At 40.0% G+C, this 17449-nt stretch carries 15 protein-coding genes; 9 read left to right on the forward strand and 6 right to left on the reverse strand.

Features of this window, described 5'->3' with window-relative positions; translation table 11 throughout:
* Nucleotides 1-75: 75 nt before the first annotated feature.
* A complete protein-coding gene (locus BLT41_RS13910) occupies nt 76-864 on the reverse strand; it encodes a hypothetical protein (protein ID WP_092162187.1) in 789 nt (262 codons plus the stop codon).
* Between the two features lie 420 nt (nt 865-1284).
* Between BLT41_RS13910 and BLT41_RS13915 the strand changes: the two genes are divergently transcribed.
* Nucleotides 1285-2391 carry a Fic family protein gene (locus tag BLT41_RS13915; RefSeq protein WP_092162188.1) on the forward strand — a complete coding sequence of 369 codons (1107 nt, stop codon included), beginning with the start codon at nt 1285-1287 and terminating at the stop codon, nt 2389-2391.
* Between the two features lie 178 nt (nt 2392-2569).
* On the opposite strand, the gene BLT41_RS13920 is transcribed toward BLT41_RS13915, so the two are convergent.
* From BLT41_RS13920 to BLT41_RS13940, 5 genes are all read right to left on the reverse strand, one after another.
* A complete protein-coding gene (locus BLT41_RS13920; protein ID WP_092162189.1) occupies nt 2570-5302 on the reverse strand; it encodes an NACHT domain-containing protein in 2733 nt (910 codons plus the stop codon).
* 693 nt (nt 5303-5995) lie between these two features.
* On the reverse strand, nt 5996-6658 hold the full coding sequence (locus BLT41_RS13925; RefSeq protein WP_092162190.1) for an NAD(P)H-binding protein: 663 nt from the start codon (nt 6656-6658) through the stop codon (nt 5996-5998).
* 47 nt (nt 6659-6705) lie between these two features.
* On the reverse strand, nt 6706-7101 hold the full coding sequence (locus BLT41_RS13930) for a DUF4345 domain-containing protein (protein ID WP_092162191.1): 396 nt from the start codon (nt 7099-7101) through the stop codon (nt 6706-6708).
* Nucleotides 7102-7280: 179 nt separating this feature from the next.
* On the reverse strand, nt 7281-8468 hold the full coding sequence (locus tag BLT41_RS13935) for an ATP-binding response regulator (RefSeq protein WP_092162192.1): 1188 nt from the start codon (nt 8466-8468) through the stop codon (nt 7281-7283).
* Complete coding sequence (locus BLT41_RS13940) at nt 8461-11811, reverse strand: hybrid sensor histidine kinase/response regulator (RefSeq protein ID WP_092162193.1); 3351 nt, start codon at nt 11809-11811, stop codon at nt 8461-8463. The genes BLT41_RS13935 and BLT41_RS13940 overlap by 8 nt, the downstream gene beginning before the upstream one ends.
* A gap of 251 nt (nt 11812-12062) precedes the next feature.
* On the opposite strand from BLT41_RS13940, the gene BLT41_RS13945 reads away from it, so the two are divergent.
* From BLT41_RS13945 to BLT41_RS13980, 8 genes are all read left to right on the forward strand, one after another.
* Entirely contained in the window at nt 12063-13088 is a 1026-nt protein-coding gene (locus tag BLT41_RS13945; protein WP_092162194.1) for a response regulator, read from the forward strand.
* Nucleotides 13089-13236: 148 nt separating this feature from the next.
* On the forward strand, nt 13237-13488 hold the full coding sequence (locus tag BLT41_RS13950) for a CopG family ribbon-helix-helix protein (RefSeq protein WP_092162195.1): 252 nt from the start codon (nt 13237-13239) through the stop codon (nt 13486-13488).
* Nucleotides 13475-13762, forward strand: a complete 288-nt coding sequence (locus BLT41_RS13955; protein WP_092162196.1) for a type II toxin-antitoxin system RelE/ParE family toxin — start codon at nt 13475-13477, stop codon at nt 13760-13762. Before BLT41_RS13950 ends, BLT41_RS13955 begins: the two co-directional genes overlap by 14 nt.
* Before the next feature lie 94 nt (nt 13763-13856).
* Nucleotides 13857-14153: a type II toxin-antitoxin system RelB/DinJ family antitoxin gene (locus BLT41_RS13960; RefSeq protein ID WP_092162197.1), complete on the forward strand. Its 297-nt coding sequence runs from the start codon at nt 13857-13859 to the stop codon at nt 14151-14153.
* Between the two features lie 2 nt (nt 14154-14155).
* Nucleotides 14156-14431, forward strand: a complete 276-nt coding sequence (locus tag BLT41_RS13965; protein ID WP_092162198.1) for a type II toxin-antitoxin system RelE/ParE family toxin — start codon at nt 14156-14158, stop codon at nt 14429-14431.
* Between the two features lie 18 nt (nt 14432-14449).
* Complete coding sequence (locus BLT41_RS13970) at nt 14450-14779, forward strand: hypothetical protein (protein WP_425283314.1); 330 nt, start codon at nt 14450-14452, stop codon at nt 14777-14779.
* Nucleotides 14780-15152: 373 nt separating this feature from the next.
* The gene (locus BLT41_RS13975) at nt 15153-16286 is read left to right on the forward strand and encodes a double-cubane-cluster-containing anaerobic reductase (protein ID WP_092162201.1); all 1134 of its coding nucleotides are present in this window, start codon (nt 15153-15155) and stop codon (nt 16284-16286) included.
* A 26-nt stretch (nt 16287-16312) separates the two neighbouring features.
* On the forward strand, nt 16313-17446 hold the full coding sequence (locus tag BLT41_RS13980) for a CmpA/NrtA family ABC transporter substrate-binding protein (protein ID WP_092162203.1): 1134 nt from the start codon (nt 16313-16315) through the stop codon (nt 17444-17446).
* The last annotated feature ends 3 nt before the right edge of the window (nt 17447-17449 follow it).

The raw sequence follows: 17449 nt of genomic DNA on the forward strand, positions 1-17449 counted from the left end.
TCGACATCAGGAGAAATCATACGTTTTCTTATTAATCCAACAAGATACTAAATTTATTTTAGGGCTTAAACTTTTTTAAGGGGACTTCGATCGTTCTTTATTCTGGCTTTTAGCTGTTGTTCCACCAAGCAGCTTCAAATCTTCTGGAAGATATTGCCACGCTTCTGCGGCTCTTTTTTCAATGTATTTTACTGAAGGGGTCTTTTCCATATAGCCGCTTACCTCTTTAAAGAACATTTCTTTCGATACCGTTGGCACTCCGTGAGTGAAGTATGAGCTAAAAAATTTCCGAGATCCATGGATGAGTGCTTCTTTGTGTATTCTTACTGGCTCATTTACAGAATTTTCCCACGTGAGAATCTTGTCGAGAGCTATCGCGTAGTGATTTTTTAAGTCTTTATCCCTCTCCCATTTTTCAACTCTATTCGCTTTAATGAGTCTTTCTTTCGAACATGGAAGAGGAATAGCTAAAGTTGGTTGTTGTTTTCTGGTTTTATTTACAATTTCGATTTCTTTCTTGGTCTGGATATCTTTTTTCTTAAGGTAGTAGTGTAAAAGAATCACAAAAGCCGTGGACAGCAAAAGGTAACATCTCAAAAGGTTTTGCTCGCTAGGAAGGGAAGGTCGGCTATTTTCACAGGTGATTGGCAGGTCTCGTAGTACTCTAGTTTGCTTAGCCTTTTTCTTTTTTATTCGGCTTCTTCCTTCCAAGAAAAGCCCGGCTGGAATTATAGCTAGAATCGCGGCTAATTGGAAACAGCGGGCTGCTAGATTTGCTTCTAGTCCTACAGCCATAATAAGAAATACTAATAACTTAAAAGTATCAGAATATTCCTTTTCCGTGAAAAGTGGTGTTTTTTCCATGTCTGCTCCTAATTGGTGCGTATCGTAATTGAAATGTGGAATTATATGGGAGCTATTGATATCATATAAAACCAATTAATCCAATTAGGTTGATGTGTTACTGAATTGCGTCAAAGGACGCTGTGGGACACTAAATGACGTTTTATGAAATATAAAATAAATTTATTTTTTTTAAGTAATGGTTGTGATGCGGTTTTAATTCTTCTTTATTTCGTTCGATTTCGCTTAAGGATAATGACCGCGCAAGCACTGTGTTCGCTTCGAGGTTTTGACTTCAATGAAAATAAAAGCATAAGGCATAAGAGAATATTTTGTGCGTGTTCCTCTAGAAAATGAGCAGTTGAAAGAAGAAGCATTGAAAGGTAAAAGCATTTGTGATGCTTTAGCTATCAGTAAAAGATTTAAATATAAGGTGCTCTGATGAAACCATATGAACCGTGTGAACTACCTTTGAAAGAGTTGGATTACCAACGCCTGTTTGCCGTTGTCGGTGATGCTAATGCTGAACTTGCCCGCTACGATGGACTGTTACAGGGGATTGTGAATCCGTCTGTAATGCTTTCTCCTTTGACAAATGAGGAGGCGGTTCTTTCTTCCAAGATTGAAGGGACTCAGGCAACTGTTGATGAGGTTCTCGAACATGAGGCTGGGTTGCTCAAAGAGGGCACTAAGTATGAAGATATTCAGGAAATTATTAATTACCGTAAGGCCTTGAATTCTGCACAAGAATATCTTGACGAGCGACCTATAACATTATCTTTCGTTCGAGAGCTTCATAAATTATTACTGGATAGTGTACGCGGGCAGGACAAGACTCCCGGTGAGTTTCGGAAAGATCAAAATTGGATTGGAAGTGCGGGGTGTTCTATTGAACAGGCTTCTTTTGTCCCTCCTAATCCGCTTCAATTGAATGATCATTTAGAGGCATGGCAAAATTATTTAAAAGGCAATGATATTGACCTGCTGCTTCAGTCTGCTGTTGTTCATGCTCAATTTGAGTTGTTGCACCCTTTTAAGGATGGTAACGGACGTATTGGGCGTATTCTTATTCCGCTGTTTCTGTACCAGAAAAAGAAACTGTCTAAGCCTATGTTCTATCTTAGTTCCTACTTGGAGAGTCACAGGAACGAATATTACGCAAGGCTAAAGGCTATTTCCCAGAGTGGAGATTGGAATGGTTGGATTGTGTTCTTTCTGGAGGCAATAGCTGATCAGGCAAAATCTAATAGTCGTAAGGTTACTGCAATAATGAATCTTTATGAGGACATGAAAATAAGGATTCAAGATATCACTCATTCAAGATATTCTATAAACCTTCTTGATGCTATTTTTGATAAGCCATTGTTTAGAACTACAGATTTTATTGTTCGCTCTGGAATAAATAAGAAAACATCAATGGGGTTGTTGAGAATGCTTAGAGATAACGATGTGTTAGTCACTTTAAGCGAAGCAAGTGGTAGCAAACCTGCGGTTCTTTGTTTTCCTGAACTTTTGAATATAGCTGAGGGACGTAAGGTTATCTGGTAAGTTTTGTGTAACCTGTGTGGCACACAAAAAAGTTTGTGGGAGGTTTAGGGGGTTTTAGGGGACACAAACGGTTTTGTGGCTGGTGGAATCTCCACAAAGTTATTTGTGTCTTGGAAAATATAGTTTCTGTTACAAGGTTAATTTATATTTCAGATAAAGTATAAATTTAAAGACAGCATTATCTAAAATCAATGAAATTTTCATAGCTTACTTCTGTAGGTTGCTCCAACCTGTCCGCATTTTCTAAGTAAGAAGTCAACCATCCTCTGAAGTGATTTTGTTCTTCTTCTGATCTTACATCAATCATTGCATTATAAGTATCAAGTACATCTGCAACGTGACCATGATTAACTATCCACCCACTCAAAAAAGAGATGTCATCGGTTGCCTGAGAAAATAAAACTAATGCTCCTTTCCACCAGGGATTTTCCATTAACTTACCAATACCTGCACCTCTATTTAGAGTTAACTCAGAAGCGGCAAGGTATTCTTGATATCTTAAATGTCCAAAACCTATTTTGCCATCGGAAGTCATTGTTACTAAAATATTACATGGTTCAATCAATTCACATAAGGCTGACTGGACTGTTTCTTTAGGGTATTTACTTACAGCGAATAGTTTTTTTAAAAGTACTTTTTTCTCTAAGTATCGCCTTTCTATGTTGTGGAGTATAAAAGCAACTTTTCTGGCTATATATTCACGCTCGCTATGGGTTGTTGTTACCCTTCTGATTTTTTTATGGATATCATATTGGCCGAGCAGCAAACGCATTCGTTCACCATATAGTTCGATTTCATTTACGGGAAGTGGAGTCTCACTTTCAGCAAGAACGCATAGAATTGTTGTCAATAAGGGGCTGCGCACTAACTCTGAAAGACAGCTGTTTTCACTTAAGTGATCAATTATTATATCAGATCGATCTATTTCTTTTCCTGAAAACCAAGCCTTAATGAAACAGTTTCTTTGACCTTCTGAAAATGGTAGCAAATAGACGCCTAAGAATTCTATTTCATTGGCATAATTACCTGTTCTGGAAGATATGATAACGTTGGTCTTACTATATTTTTTTTTGAATTTTTTTACCGCTTCCAATATTCCTTTAGATTTTTTTACTACCTCGTCGACTCCATCTAGCAATAGAGTGCATTCGCACTTAGAGAACAATGAGCATAAATCAGCGTAGTTGGCTGAAATGCTTTCTGATTTAAAGTAACTTGCTATTTGTGAAATAAATGTCTTTACCGTAAGGTTATTCTCATAATTTTGATGTCCATAAAATATCTTTGCTAAAGGTAGGTAAAGAGTTAACTCATTATTTAATTTTGATTGATGACTTTTTCTTGCAAACATTTGTAAGCTTGTTGTCTTGCCAGCTCCAGCGTCACCTAGAACGAGAAGGTCAGCTTTGGTATTGAAAACATCATGGATCGATATTTTCATTATGGGTCTTTTACTATTTTTATCAACACGAGGGCACAAAACACCTCTAAATCGTTTGTTTTTGAATATGATTTTTGTTGAAGTTGCTATTCTATTGACGTCTTCAAGAAGTTTTTTTAGGTCTAATGAATTGTTTTTATTATTTATTTCTTCAATTTCCAACAATATTTTATTTTTTTGTATGTTTAGATATTTAGCTAAGCATGATCCATCAATTTCGACTTTGAATTTGGCCTGTTGATGATATTTCTCAAGTTGTTTTTTAGAATTTTTTTCATCAATTAAAGAGCTTATCGATTTTGAAATACTATCCATAAGTCGCCAAAGATCTGCGTTTTTGTGTGGCTCTGTTTTGTCATTTGAAACTCTAAAAACTATGTTATTAATTTTAGTTTTATATTTTTCTAAAATATCGTGGTCTTCTGAAATATTTAGTAAAAGGCTGTCAACATCTTCCAATAAGAGTTGGTAATCAAAGAGTAAATGGCTATCTCTTAATTTTAGATCTTCTATTATTTGGGACAAGCTATTTTTTATGGCATGGTAATTTTTAGGGATAGAAGTCACTAATCTGTCTATTTTGTTATCAATTTTATTGAGTAATGCAGTTTTTTCTTTATAGTCTAACTCGTTTTTAATATATGTTTTTTCGATTGTATCCAAATCCAATATTAAAAATTCACAATTCAAATTTTTATTCAATGTTAAAAGGTTCTTCTTAATAGTTTTCCACTCTTTGAGGGGTATGCTTAAACATGTTTTTCCTCCTGTAAAAGTAGAGTTAAAGAAAATATCTTGGGCCCCACCAAAAACAAACTCCAAGTCACTATATATTTCTTCAATATTAATTGTATGTTGGTAATTTAAAGCACTTAGTAAATCTTCATTTCCAAATGTTTTAAATGCAGAACCTTTAATGCTGTGACCTTCTCCTAGTATTTCTTGAATAACCGTAGGCCTTTTGTCTATTAGCACTTTTACAAAATTAACACCTGCAAGAGTTTTTATTCTATTTCTATCTTTTAAGTTAGAGTAATCTTCAAATCTCATTTGAAGGGACCTAGCGTCAATGTCATATGGTGTTATCAAGTAAACTTTATTAGGGAAATACGATGATCCATTGGAATGATGAACTTTTTCTCGAATGCCTTGAGACAATTGCGTGACTACTTCAGAAAAGTTTCTTTCAGATCGAGCTTTAGGCGTAAACTTGAATTTCTTAACTTGAATGACTGTTAGCTCAGGATCTCCAAATTCATCGTCTTTCCAGCAGATAACATCCTTTCCTCCTTCGTATGCTCCTCCATTGTAATCAATAACATCATAGCCAAGGGCTTCAAAAAGAGGACAAACTGCCATTCTGGTAAAGTCCGCTTCATTCATTTCACTTAGTTTTTTATGTAATAGTTTAATAGTTTGTTTCTCAAAGCTTTCTTCTGGTAGAGCTGTATGAAGATCAATAATAGTCATAATAAGTTTCCTTTAAACTTTCCAAAAACTAAATTGTCATTATAAAAATATTCTGAATTATGCTGTATATTCTAAAGTATATAGGGATGCATGTTATTGAGTGGTTGTCGTGATGGGTTAATATTATTTCAATCATAGTATGATTGCGTCTTTAGCGTCAATGGCGTTGATTCGCTATGCAGTGTTTTTACAGAAGTTAATTATAGAAAAGTTTGTTATGAATCTGTGCTGTTTGGCGGTATAGGCTAAGCAATTCCGAATAAACGAAATTATATGAGGCTACTTTTAAGGAAGTTATTAATGATTTTAGATGAGCTTTTCTCAAGTGCTTATGATTATATGTGAAAAGTTTGTTCTATTGTTTGTGGATGTGGAATATTTAAAGTATAAAATGGTGTGAGAAAGTGTTGTTTTTGTAATAATAAGTCGTTGAAGGTGATTTTTTTATTTTTTTCGCCAAACATGAGTAACTCCCTGAGTAACCACAAAAATAAAACTATCTAAATTCCATTAAAACAGACTCTTATCATATATATTCGAATCCCTCCCTCTCCGCCATTTGGCAATAAAAAGCCCCTAGCTTAACAGTTAGGGGCTTTTCTGGTTTTTATGAAATAGAAGTTTTGATCGAAAACTTGTCTTATGTGATAACCTTGACTGGTATCGAGTAGTCATCCAGCTAAACTGATTGAATTAATAGGACTGAAGCTCGTTGCTTTCATATATCCGCAACATGCCAGCACTTCCGTCATTTGCAGTCTTATAAAGCGCACGGGCCAGTTTTCTGATCTCCACAGGCTGATACTTGCGGAGCCCGCAGAAAAACAGAGGCGTCAATAATAACGAGATGATGTTGCTTATTATTTCCATTGGGCGAAAATCGTCACGTTTTCCTTTGAGGAGTGAAGGCCTAAATATGCGTAGAGAAGGAAGTTCTTCAGCAATAACGGCAACTTCAACTTCACCTTTGGTACGATTGTAGAAACTATTCGACTTTGTGTCAGCCCCAACTGCGCTGATCATGCTGTAGGTCATTACGCCGCATTTTTTTGCGAAGTGTACACTGTTTATTACATAGTCGTAATCCACTAGGCGAAATGCTTCTTTACTACCAGCCGCTTTGATGGTTGTGCCAAGACAGCAAAATGCGTCTCCATCAACCATGCCAGAAATGGGTGGCAAACTTTCCAGTGCATCCATTTCAGCCTCAATCCAGTTCAGCTTAGCATGAGACAAAGAGGCAGATCTCCGAGCAATAACTGTGACCTTTTGGTAAATGTCGCCATTGAGACAGAGATCAAGTAGCTGGCGGCCAACCGCACCGGTCGCGCCAAATATTATAGCTTGTTTATTCACAGCTCGAGACCTCGATTAAACGGTTAATAGTTTGTTTGCGAACCAACTCAATCGATTGACTCAGCCTTTTCCCGTTTTAGTAACCAGATACACACAGGTACCATGCTGAATTCTATGAGAATATAGACAATTAAAATTGGTGAAGGTAATCCATCAATAATTACACTCAAAATTCTTCCGGCAACTAATCCACCGCAGAAAAGAGCAAGAACAATTATTCCTGCATCACGAAATTTGGAACTAAATGCGCAATACAACCAAAATAACCCGAGAGCAATATAGAGCATCATTACGGCCCTAAGAATATGAGATTGATCAATATTTGGAATTTGAGAATCAACCAAAAAAGTTGAAAAGAACCACTGGGGGGATACTCCGTATAGCAATGCTATAGTGGTTATCGTTACGAACGAAAAAACTAGTACACCTTTTTTAAGTATCATAGGTGCCCCCTTTTTATATTGTGATTTTTAAATTTATAACAAAAATTAATAGAAAGGTGAGACATATTGTCTAGCTACTAGACTTTTGAGGTTTTCAGCTATTCTGTATCGGTAACCTAGAAAAATTTGGTCTTCTGGGACTATTTGGCGGGCGAGGGTAGAATCGTTTGGCGACTTCGTCACCTCTCATTTTCAAGCGAGCATAACCCACATGGAACAGTGAAGTTGACTGTAGTGCCGATACCTTTCTGGCTTTCCAGCCAGATGTGTCCGCCCATCAGTTCGACGAGATGTTTTGAGATAGTAAGACCTAATCCTGCGCCGCTGTAAGTTTTCGTCATGAAGTCTTCTCCGATGGAGAAAGGCTCAAATATATATGCCTGCTCTTCTTTGCCAATGCCGACACCGCTGTCCTTGACGGTGAAACAAAAGAATACCGTAGCTGGCTCGCTGAGAGATACTTTTTCCCCTCCCCATAATTTAATTGATACATCTATGGAACCGCTGTTGGTGAAACGCAGGGCGTTATTCAGCAGGTTCATCAAGACTTGGCGGATACGGCTAATGTCGGCATACAGAGTGGCTGGAACATTAGATTCGAATGAACTGGAAAAAGCGATTTCCTTCTGATTTGCTTGATCCCGATAGAGACTAAGAACATGGTCAATGCTTTCTTTAGTATCGAAACTACTGGGACATAAATGAACTTTACCAGTTTCAACACGGGACAATTCAAGAAGATCGTTGACCAGAGTCAACATTCGAGATGATGATACCAACGCATCTTTTAGGAAATTTTCCTGATCTTTCGTGGGGTTGTTTTCCAAAAGGAGCTGAGTCATGCCCATGATACCATTAAGAGGCGTCCGTAGTTCATGACTCATGTTGGCGAGAAATATACTTTTAGCACGATTTGCCAGTTCAGCTTCTTCTTTGGCTTTTTCAAGTTCAATGGTTCTCTCACTGATCAGACTTTGCAACAATCTTGTTTGATTGTATAATGAGAGATGATTTTTCACCCGTGCCATGACAATGGAAGGGTTGAAGGGCTTGATTATATAGTCCACCGCCCCGAGGCTTAAACCTTTTTCTTCGTTTTCAATTTCGTCCATGGACGTTACGAATATTATGGGAATCTGGCGAGTTCGTTCATTGGTCTTCATAGCTGTGCACACCTGATACCCGTTTATTCCCGGCATCATGATGTCCAGCAACACAAGATCGGGCTGTTCATCGGATAATGCTATCTGTAAAGCGTCATCCCCATTGATTGCTACGCTGACCCTGTACTTGATACTCAACAGTTCACTCAAAATGTCCAAATTGGCCGGAGTGTCGTCAACAACTAAAATTCGTGCCTTATCCATCGTCTTTTTCCTTCTGCTCGCATTTCGCGATGAATTCTTTGACTCTCGTATGGCCTCGGCTAAAGTCGAATTTATCTAGCAGCGCACCGAGTTCCTTTGCAAACTTCGGCGCAGCATGGGTCAGTCTGGATTCGATGGAACGATAAATATCTCTTGCTTCGACATCGTGTTTTTTCAAAAAGTCCGACATAATTCTTAGCCGAGGTAATAGCTTCTGAACTTCCTGAAGCAAAAAAGTGTCGGCTTCAATGATGCCTTTATCCTTTTCAGTTCGAGGAAATGCTTTGAATATTCCTTCAATTACGCGCTTTCTTTCCTGCTCCAAGTTGTTCAGTAAAGTTATGACTGTGTCAGAGCCGTTACTCAAAGCAATCTCCATTTCACTAAAAGCTTGATGCAGGGTGGCAGCTCCTATATTCCCTGAAACACCTTTCATATTGTGGGCCAGAGCTCGTGCTTCTTCATACTCATTTATGGAAATTAGATAATGAATCTTCGAGTGTATTTCCCCGTAATCATTGGCAAAATTTACAAGGATTTTTTCATAAAGCACGATATTTCCCCGGACTCTGGCTAGAGCCTCTTTTGCATTAATTCCAGGTAAATTATTGAAAATGAGAGGAGGATCTTCACCCTTGAGGGTCAGATGTGTTTCCACAGGTTCAGTTTCAGGTTTTTCTGGTAGCCATTTGGAAAGGATTTCCATGAGTACATCGGGATCAATGGGCTTTGTGACGTGGTCGTTCATGCCCGCCAGCAAACTTTTTTCTCTGTCGCCGACGAGAGCGTGCGCTGTCATGGCGATGATAGGGATGGATTGCAGGTTCTTGTCAGATCGAATATTTTTTACAGCTTGAAAACCGTCCATGATCGGCATCTGGATATCCATCAGCACGGCGTCATAAGTGTTGGTCTTGATCATCTCCACCGCTTCCTGACCATTGTTGGCTATTGAAACGGTTACATCAGCGCCTTCGAGTATTTCCCGCGCGACCTGCTGATTGAGGTCGTTGTCCTCTGCCAGCAGGATATGAGCTCCGGCCACGTTGGCTGGCATGCCATTTCGAAATTTTTCCGAAATAGTTTTTTTCATTCGGTAGTCATTATTAGCAAAGACTTCCATGATTGTGTCGAACAGAATCGATCGATTGAACGGCTTGAGCATGAAACCGTCCAGATCAATCTGTTCCGCCCTGTGACGGATTTCGTCATGCCCGTAAGCTGTAAGTAAGATGACTTTGGGGATATTTTCCAAGAAACTGGTTTCCTTGATTTTCTGGGCCAGTTTAATGCCGTCGATGTCTGGCATTCTCCAGTCTGTGATTACTAGCTTGAAAGGCTCGGATTTATCATATTTACGCAATAGCTCCAGTGCCTGTTCTCCCTTTTCCGCGGTTGTTACGTCGAATGTAAAGGATTGCAAAACTTTAGCGAGTACGTTTCGTAACATTCTGCTGTCATCCACAATCAGAACGCGCATGCCTCTGATTTCTTCGGGGTAAATGTAATGTTCTTGGGTATGTCTGGCCTGCAGTCCGAATGGGATGGTGAAAATGAATTCACTTCCCTTTCCGATTTCGCTTTTTAGCTGCATGGTCCCGCTCATCAATTCCACCAGACGTTTGCTGATAGTCAGGCCAAGTCCGGTGCCTCCAAACCGTCTGGAGATGGAGCCATCGGCCTGACAGAAAGGTTGAAAAAGCTTGGCTGACTGTTCTGAGGTAATTCCGATGCCGGAATCCTGAACTGAGAATCTGATTTGCGCTGTGTCGCCAGTTTCTTCGACAAGTTTAGCCGAAATAATAATATTACCGGACTCGGTGAATTTAATTGCATTTCCTGCCAGATTCAACAGCACCTGTCCCAGACGAAGACGATCACCGATAAGCAGATTGGGAACAGTACTTCTAACCATCAGGAGCAGTTCAAGCCCCTTTTTTTCAGCTTCAAGACCAAGCATGTTGAGTATGTCGTTAAACACGTCGTCCAAGATAAAATCGACCTTTTCCAGCTCCAGCCTGTCGGCCTCAATTTTAGAGAAGTCCAGTATGTCATTGATTATACCAAGCAGTGACTTCGCGGACATGCTAACCTTCGTCAAATAATCATGCTGTTTGGGAGACATCTCCGTTTTGAGCGCCAAGTATGTCAAACCGATAATTGCGTTCATCGGAGTGCGGATCTCATGGCTCATCCGTGCTAGAAAGTCACTTTTGGCAAGGTTGGCATCTTCTGCTGTTTGTTTGGCTATTTCTAATTTTTTTTGTCCGAGAACTCGTGCACTGACAAATCTGGCTCTGGTCAACGTTCCAAAAAGTATAATCAGGAGAATTCCGGAATACACCATCATATAGCGATATAATGCGTGTGAAACCATAGAGTTGATGGTTGAAGCCTGAGTCAGACAAACGATCTTCCACTTGTGAATATTGCCGTTGATTTCTCTCTGTCCCACTTCAGGAGATACAACGATGGTGGAATATGTATAGCCCCCCTCAAAAGAGGAGAACTGCCCCTCTGGGGACGAAATAATTTGTTTCCATGCCTCTGGGTTAATGGCTCCAAAATTGATTTCTTTTCGGTCTGGGTACATGAACGCCCATTCTTGGGTCCTGTCTGGAGACAGAAGGCAATAGCCATCGCTGTTCAGAAGCATTGTTCGCATCGGTATCATCGAAGGGTTGCTGTGGTCGGCTGCATTTTCGACAAGGCCATCAATGATTTGTTGTCCGAGATAATTGAGCACTACTATACCTAGTCGATGGCCGGAGTTATCGTAAATAGGCATGGATATCCTGATCATTGGCTTGAGAGGCTGTTCAATCTTCCCGTTTTCAACATTGAGATCAAATGGAGAGACGTAGACTTCGCCGAGCTTTAGATTCAAAGATTCCTTGAAGTAATAGCGGCTACTTTTGTTTTGAAGCTTCTCTTGAGGAACCGCCGCAGGGTGTCCGTTGTTGTCATTGACCCTAACCAGTTCCATACCGTCATTATCAAGAATTCTAACCTGATCATACACTTTGCGGATCTGACACAAAGCTATGAACTCCGATTCAAGGTCGGTGCGGTTAACCGAGTCATTTTTTCTCAAGAAGTGCTGTACCTCAATATGGTTGCTCACCAACTGGATGTCGTTGAAGAGACTTCTCAAATCCAGACTGACCTTCTGCGCTAATAATCTGTTATGCATCTTTGCATTAATTTTGATGACTTTTTCAATTGAATCAGCTTCCTGCAGGTACATTATATAGCATCCGACACCAGCAAGAATGGCAAGAAAGGTTGTAGTTATCAGAAAACTTCGAATGGCAATAAATGACCAGATGTGCATTTTTTTCATAGTACAATTCTCAAATGTATTGAATGAACAAAAAAGAAGGCGTATTATGATTGTTATCACACAATAAAGGGTGGGTACACAATAATCCTTCCGATATTGTTGAGAGGCTTTCAAAGTACTGCTATAAAATGTTAACTTGCATTGTTCTTTTATATTAACATTTTAAAAAATAAGGATATTTTGTTGTTTTATGCTTAAAGTTACAATTTTAACCATATAATTTTTTCAATCTGGGAAGGCGGGAGATCAAAATGGAAGTGCAACCCTTACAGACTGTCTTGGTAGTGGATGACATGGCCACTAACATTGATATTCTTTTGGAAGTTCTTAAGGGTGACTACAAGGTGAAGGTTGCACTCAATGGTGAAGAAGCCTTGGAGGTCATTGATTCGCCCAATCCACCGGACATCGTCCTTATGGATATAATGATGCCAGAGATGGACGGGTATGAAGTCTGTCGCAGGATGAAATTAAACAAGAAGAGTCGGTACATCCCTGTCATTTTTGTCACCACGAAAAATGCTGAAGATGATGAGACATTCGGTTTTGAGCTAGGTGCTGTAGATTATATAACCAAGCCTATTAATCCCGCCATTGTGAAGGCTCGTGTCAAGACGCATTTAGCTCTGCATAATCAGAGTATTGCTTTGGAGCATCAGGTGGCCGACCGTACCAAGGATTTGTATTCTACTCGTTTGGAAATCGTCCGTCGCCTTGGAATAGCAGCAGAATACAGGGACAATGAAACAGGTCTTCATATTATTCGGATGAGTAAATACTGCCGTACAATAGCCAAGGGGTTTGGCTTTTGTGACAAAGAAGCGGACATTCTGCTAAATGCTGCTCCTATGCACGATGTAGGCAAGATAGGTATCCCTGATAACATCCTCATCAAGCCGGGAAAACTTACCCCGGAAGAGTGGAAAACCATGATGACTCATACCGCAATCGGGGGAAAAATCATTGGCGTTCATGATAACAACCTTATGACCACAGCCAGAACCGTCGCTTTAACCCATCATGAAAAATGGAACGGAACAGGCTACCCTAACGGTTTGTCTGGTAAAAATATTCCCATCGAAGGACGTATTGCGGCCATTGCCGACGTATTTGACGCTTTGACGTCCAAGCGACCATACAAAAATGCTTGGCCAGAGGAAAAAGCCTTTGATCTTATTTTAAAAGAGCGGGGCGAACATTTTGATCCTGAACTCGTTGAAATTTTCTTTAAGAACATAGAGGAAATAATTTCCATCAAACAGCAGTATAGTAAATAGAATCTGGTCCACTGATTTGCATTAATAAAACGCCCTTAACTTAACAGTTAAGGGCGTTTTGGGTTTTTGAAAAATAGAAGTTTTGATCGAAAACTTGTCTTTCGTGTTACAGTGTAATATGTTGTAATACAAATGGAGGGCGTAAAAAATGATAAGCAGTGAACCCAAGAGTGAAGTAGTAACAATTCGAATGACTTCTGAAATGAAAGAGCGCGTTGAAAAGCTGGCTCAGGCAACTAATAGGTCTAAGGCATTTTTGTTTGGTGAAGCTATTTCCAGTTACCTTGATGTAAATGAATGGCAGGTCAAGGCTATTCAGGAAGGATTGGACGAAGCCAGAAGCCCAGAAGCTAAGTGGACCTCTCAGGAAAATTTAGAGGCAAAGTATGCCGAGGATTAAATGGCTTGAACGGGCCGTTCAGGATTTGGATTCAATTTACGAATATATAAGCCAAGATGATCCCAAATCAGCTAAGAAAGTAGCTTCGGCTATTTTGAGTAATGTGAAAAATTTAGAGCAGCATCCGCAAATAGGGCGAGCAGGCAGAGTGCCGGGAACTCGTGAGTTGATTGTGCTTAAAGGTGCGTATCTTGTGGCGTATTGCTGTAATGAAGATGTCGAGATTTTGAGAGTGTTGCGGCATATTCAGGATTGGCGGGGTGTTTTGGAGTAGGGGATAGATTGGTAGGGTATCTGTAAATAGTTTGAGCTTTGTTAAGTTGTATTTGTGTATCAAATGAGATACACTTTTTACGGAGGATAAAATTATGCCAGCAAAATCATCTATGATTCATGTCCGTGTTGATCCGGTTGTAAAGGCCGAGGCCGCAGAAGCTTTGTCAGGAGTGGGACTTAGTCTCTCTGATGCGGTAAGAATTCTTTTAACCAGAATCGCAAAAGAGGGTGGTTTGCCCGCTGGACTTACCTGCAATCAGGAAGAACATGATCGTTGGTTTAAGGCAAAAGTTCAGGCCGCGCTTGAAGATACCAGCCCGACAATTGCACATAGTCAGGTAATGGATGAGGCTGAACAGCTTTTGACCACACTGGGTAGAGATAAATAAGTATGTTGCAAATTCATTGGAAAGCCGATGCCAGAAAAGATTTATTGTCTATACTCGGTTTTATCGGGAATGATAATCCAGAGGCCGCTCGCAAACTGAAAGTTGACTTAGAGTCAAGAGTTGATGGATTGCTTGAATTCCCTAAAGCATACAAGTCCGGACGGGTCGCCGGAACTCGTGAGATGGTTCTTTCTGCGAATTATATTGTCGTTTATGCGGAAAGCTCTGATCAGATAATTATTTTGAGAATTTTGCATTCGGCTCGTATGTATCCGTAAAATATAGCTTTTAGTAAGATCGAGGAAGCTGTTAAACTTGATCATTTTCGTCCCTATTATAAATGGGCAAGTCAAAACGTCCACCCTATGTCCAAATCAATGCATAAAAGTTTGGGCCGGCAAGAAGTTAAAGGTGACGTTATTCATGTTGGATCTAGTAACTCTGGTATGACTGTTCCAGAGCATTCTACAGCGTTAAGCTTGATACAAGTTACATCGGTGATATTGCAGCCAATAAAAAGTTTTACCAGAACATGTCATGTTAAGGCACTTGTCTTGTTGGCAGATGAGATAGGTCAAGCTTTTATCGATGTTGAGAATTCTTCAGAAAAAGAAGGAAAAATATAAATTTCTTTTCAAACATGAGTAACTCCATGAGTAACCACAAAAAAACACCACCACTTATATCTCATCAAAACAGCATCTTAAAAATTTCTTAGCCTCTCCCTCTCCGTCATATGGCAACAAAAAGCCCCTAGCTTAACAGTTAGTGGTTTTTCTGGTTTTTACTCCATTTTTCTACCCATCATTATTGACTATACCCAGCCCCCTTACTGATTAGTCTCGCCTTTTATTATAAAATCAAATCACAACTTACTAAAGTCATTATGATTAGCAATTGGACTGCACCTTGACGATGTGTTCAAAGATTTAATTACTCAATCAATTATTTATGAAAGTATTTGTTTTTATTATGTTAAAAATAACAGGATAGAGTCTGATGAACTTGAAACCTTTCATTTCTTTTTCAGAACTTAGCATTGCAGAACTGGATGCATGGCAGGAAGAAGGCAATAAAATTGCCGGAGTATACTGTATCTACGCGCCCAATGAGCTTATTCGTGCCGCTGGGGTTGTGCCTGTCAGCCTTTGCGGCAAGAAACAAGACCCGATTAAAGAGGCCGAGCGAGAACTTCCTGTCAGTCTATGTCCGTTGATAAAATCTAGCTACGGATATGCAATTACGGACACGTGTCCTTTCTTTAGTTTCTCAGACATCCTGATTGCTGAAACGACCTGCGACGGCAAAAAGAAGATGTATGAACTGATGAGTAAGTTGAAACCGCTGCATCTGATGCATCTTCCGCACACACAGACGGGAACAGCTCCTTTAAAATACTGGATGGATGGATTGCGCGAACTGGAAAAGTTTCTGTTCGAATGTTCCGGTATAAAAGTCACAGAAGAAGAGCTTCACAACCAGATCGTTATCCAAAATAAAATACGCCGGGAATTATATAATCTGGCAGTTCTGGCTGCGGATGAAAGATCTCCCTTGAACGCAAAGGAAATGCTTACTGTGCAAGAAAGCAAAAGCTTTGTTGTACATCCTGAGAAATATCTCGCCAGCTTGACCACATTGCGCACTGAACTTGAAGAGTATTTGAAACAGCCGGATTTATCCATTAATCGGGGGCTTCGTATATTGATGACAGGTTGCCCCATGGGCAAAGGTTCAGACAAGGCAATTGTTATTGCGGAGGAGTTGGGCGCCCGTGTCGTTTGCATGGAAAACTGTTCCGGCCTGAAAGGAGTGACCTTATCTGTAGATGAAACAGGTGATCCATATGAAGCTCTTGCCCGTCGCTATTTGCAGGTACCATGTTCTTGCATGACTCCTAATCCGCATAGACCTGAATCCATCAAAGAAATGGTTGATATTTTCAAGGTGGATGCCGTTGTCGATATGACTTGGCTCGGTTGCCATACATATAATGCTGAATCTACGACCCTACGCCGCTTTGTTGAGGAAGAGCTTGAACTTCCTTTTTTACATATTGAAACAGATTATTCGGACTCAGACATAGAACAACTGCGAACACGGATTGAAGCGTTTGTGGAACTTTCAGAATAACCCCAAAATAAAGAGAGAGATAGATTATGATCAGTAGTTTTTCGCAAAAAAAACTTTACACAATTATTTTAGCAGTGCTCGCAGTTTTCTGTATCGGAACCAGCGCAGCACATGCCGCTAAAAGTAAAATACCCAGTCTTTATCTAGGTTATGTTTTTACAACTCACCACACACCGTTGATGGTTGCCGCCATTAAGGGGCAAGATTTTAAAACATCCGGTGCATATCTAGAAGAAATGGTTCCTAAGCAGAAATACAAACTTATGTCCGCAGAAGGTGAGCCACTTGCTGTGCTCAACTTCATCGTATCTAAAAGCGGATCTGAAACTTCAACACTTTTCGCAATGAATCGGCTTGATTTAGGTCTCGCTTCCAGCACCGCCTTTATGAGTGGAATTGACAAGGGAACCAAAATTAAAATCCTTTGCCCTTTGCATGTTGATGGTATGAGCATGGTTTTTCCTGCTGACAGTAAAGTTACCGGATACAACGATGTTGCAGCAGCTATTAAGAGTTCTAAAAATCCATTTAAGATCGGCTACCATTCTCCTACCAGCGCACCACGTGTTGTTTTCGAGGGCGCATTGCATAAGGCAGGATTCAAAATCACAGGTAATCCTAACGATGCAGACGCTGATATTTTAATGGTAGATCTCAAATCCACCTCAAATCTTATTCCTGCACTGCTCGGTAAACAGGTAGACTGCTGGGTTGGACCTGCTCCTCATCCTGCGGTTGCCGAATATAAGCACGTTGGGCACATTGGACTTGATTCCCGCGACCTTCCTCCAGCAGGCGAATGGACTGATTTCCCTTGCTGCGTAATGGGAGCAAGTGAGCAGATGATCACTGAACAGCCTAAAGTTGTTCAGGCAATGACTGATCTGATGACTTCGGCTTCTGACTGGAGCAACAAAAACAAGATTAAGACTGCCGAAATTTCAGCTAAATGGATCGGAGTTCCTGCTGTAGCGGTTGAGAAGTCCACCATCATTTATACAACTGATCCCACACAGAATTGGATGAACGGCGAAGCTGTTTTCCTTTCCATGCTGAACAGCATGAACAAGTTTAAAGGAGTTCTGAAAGGTGCAGATATTAAAACTGCAACACCACTTCTTTACGATTTCACCTTTGTAGAAAAAAGCCTCAAAAAATAAGTT

The sequence above is a fragment of the Maridesulfovibrio ferrireducens genome, from assembly GCF_900101105.1.
GTDB classification, from domain to species: domain Bacteria; phylum Desulfobacterota; class Desulfovibrionia; order Desulfovibrionales; family Desulfovibrionaceae; genus Maridesulfovibrio; species Maridesulfovibrio ferrireducens.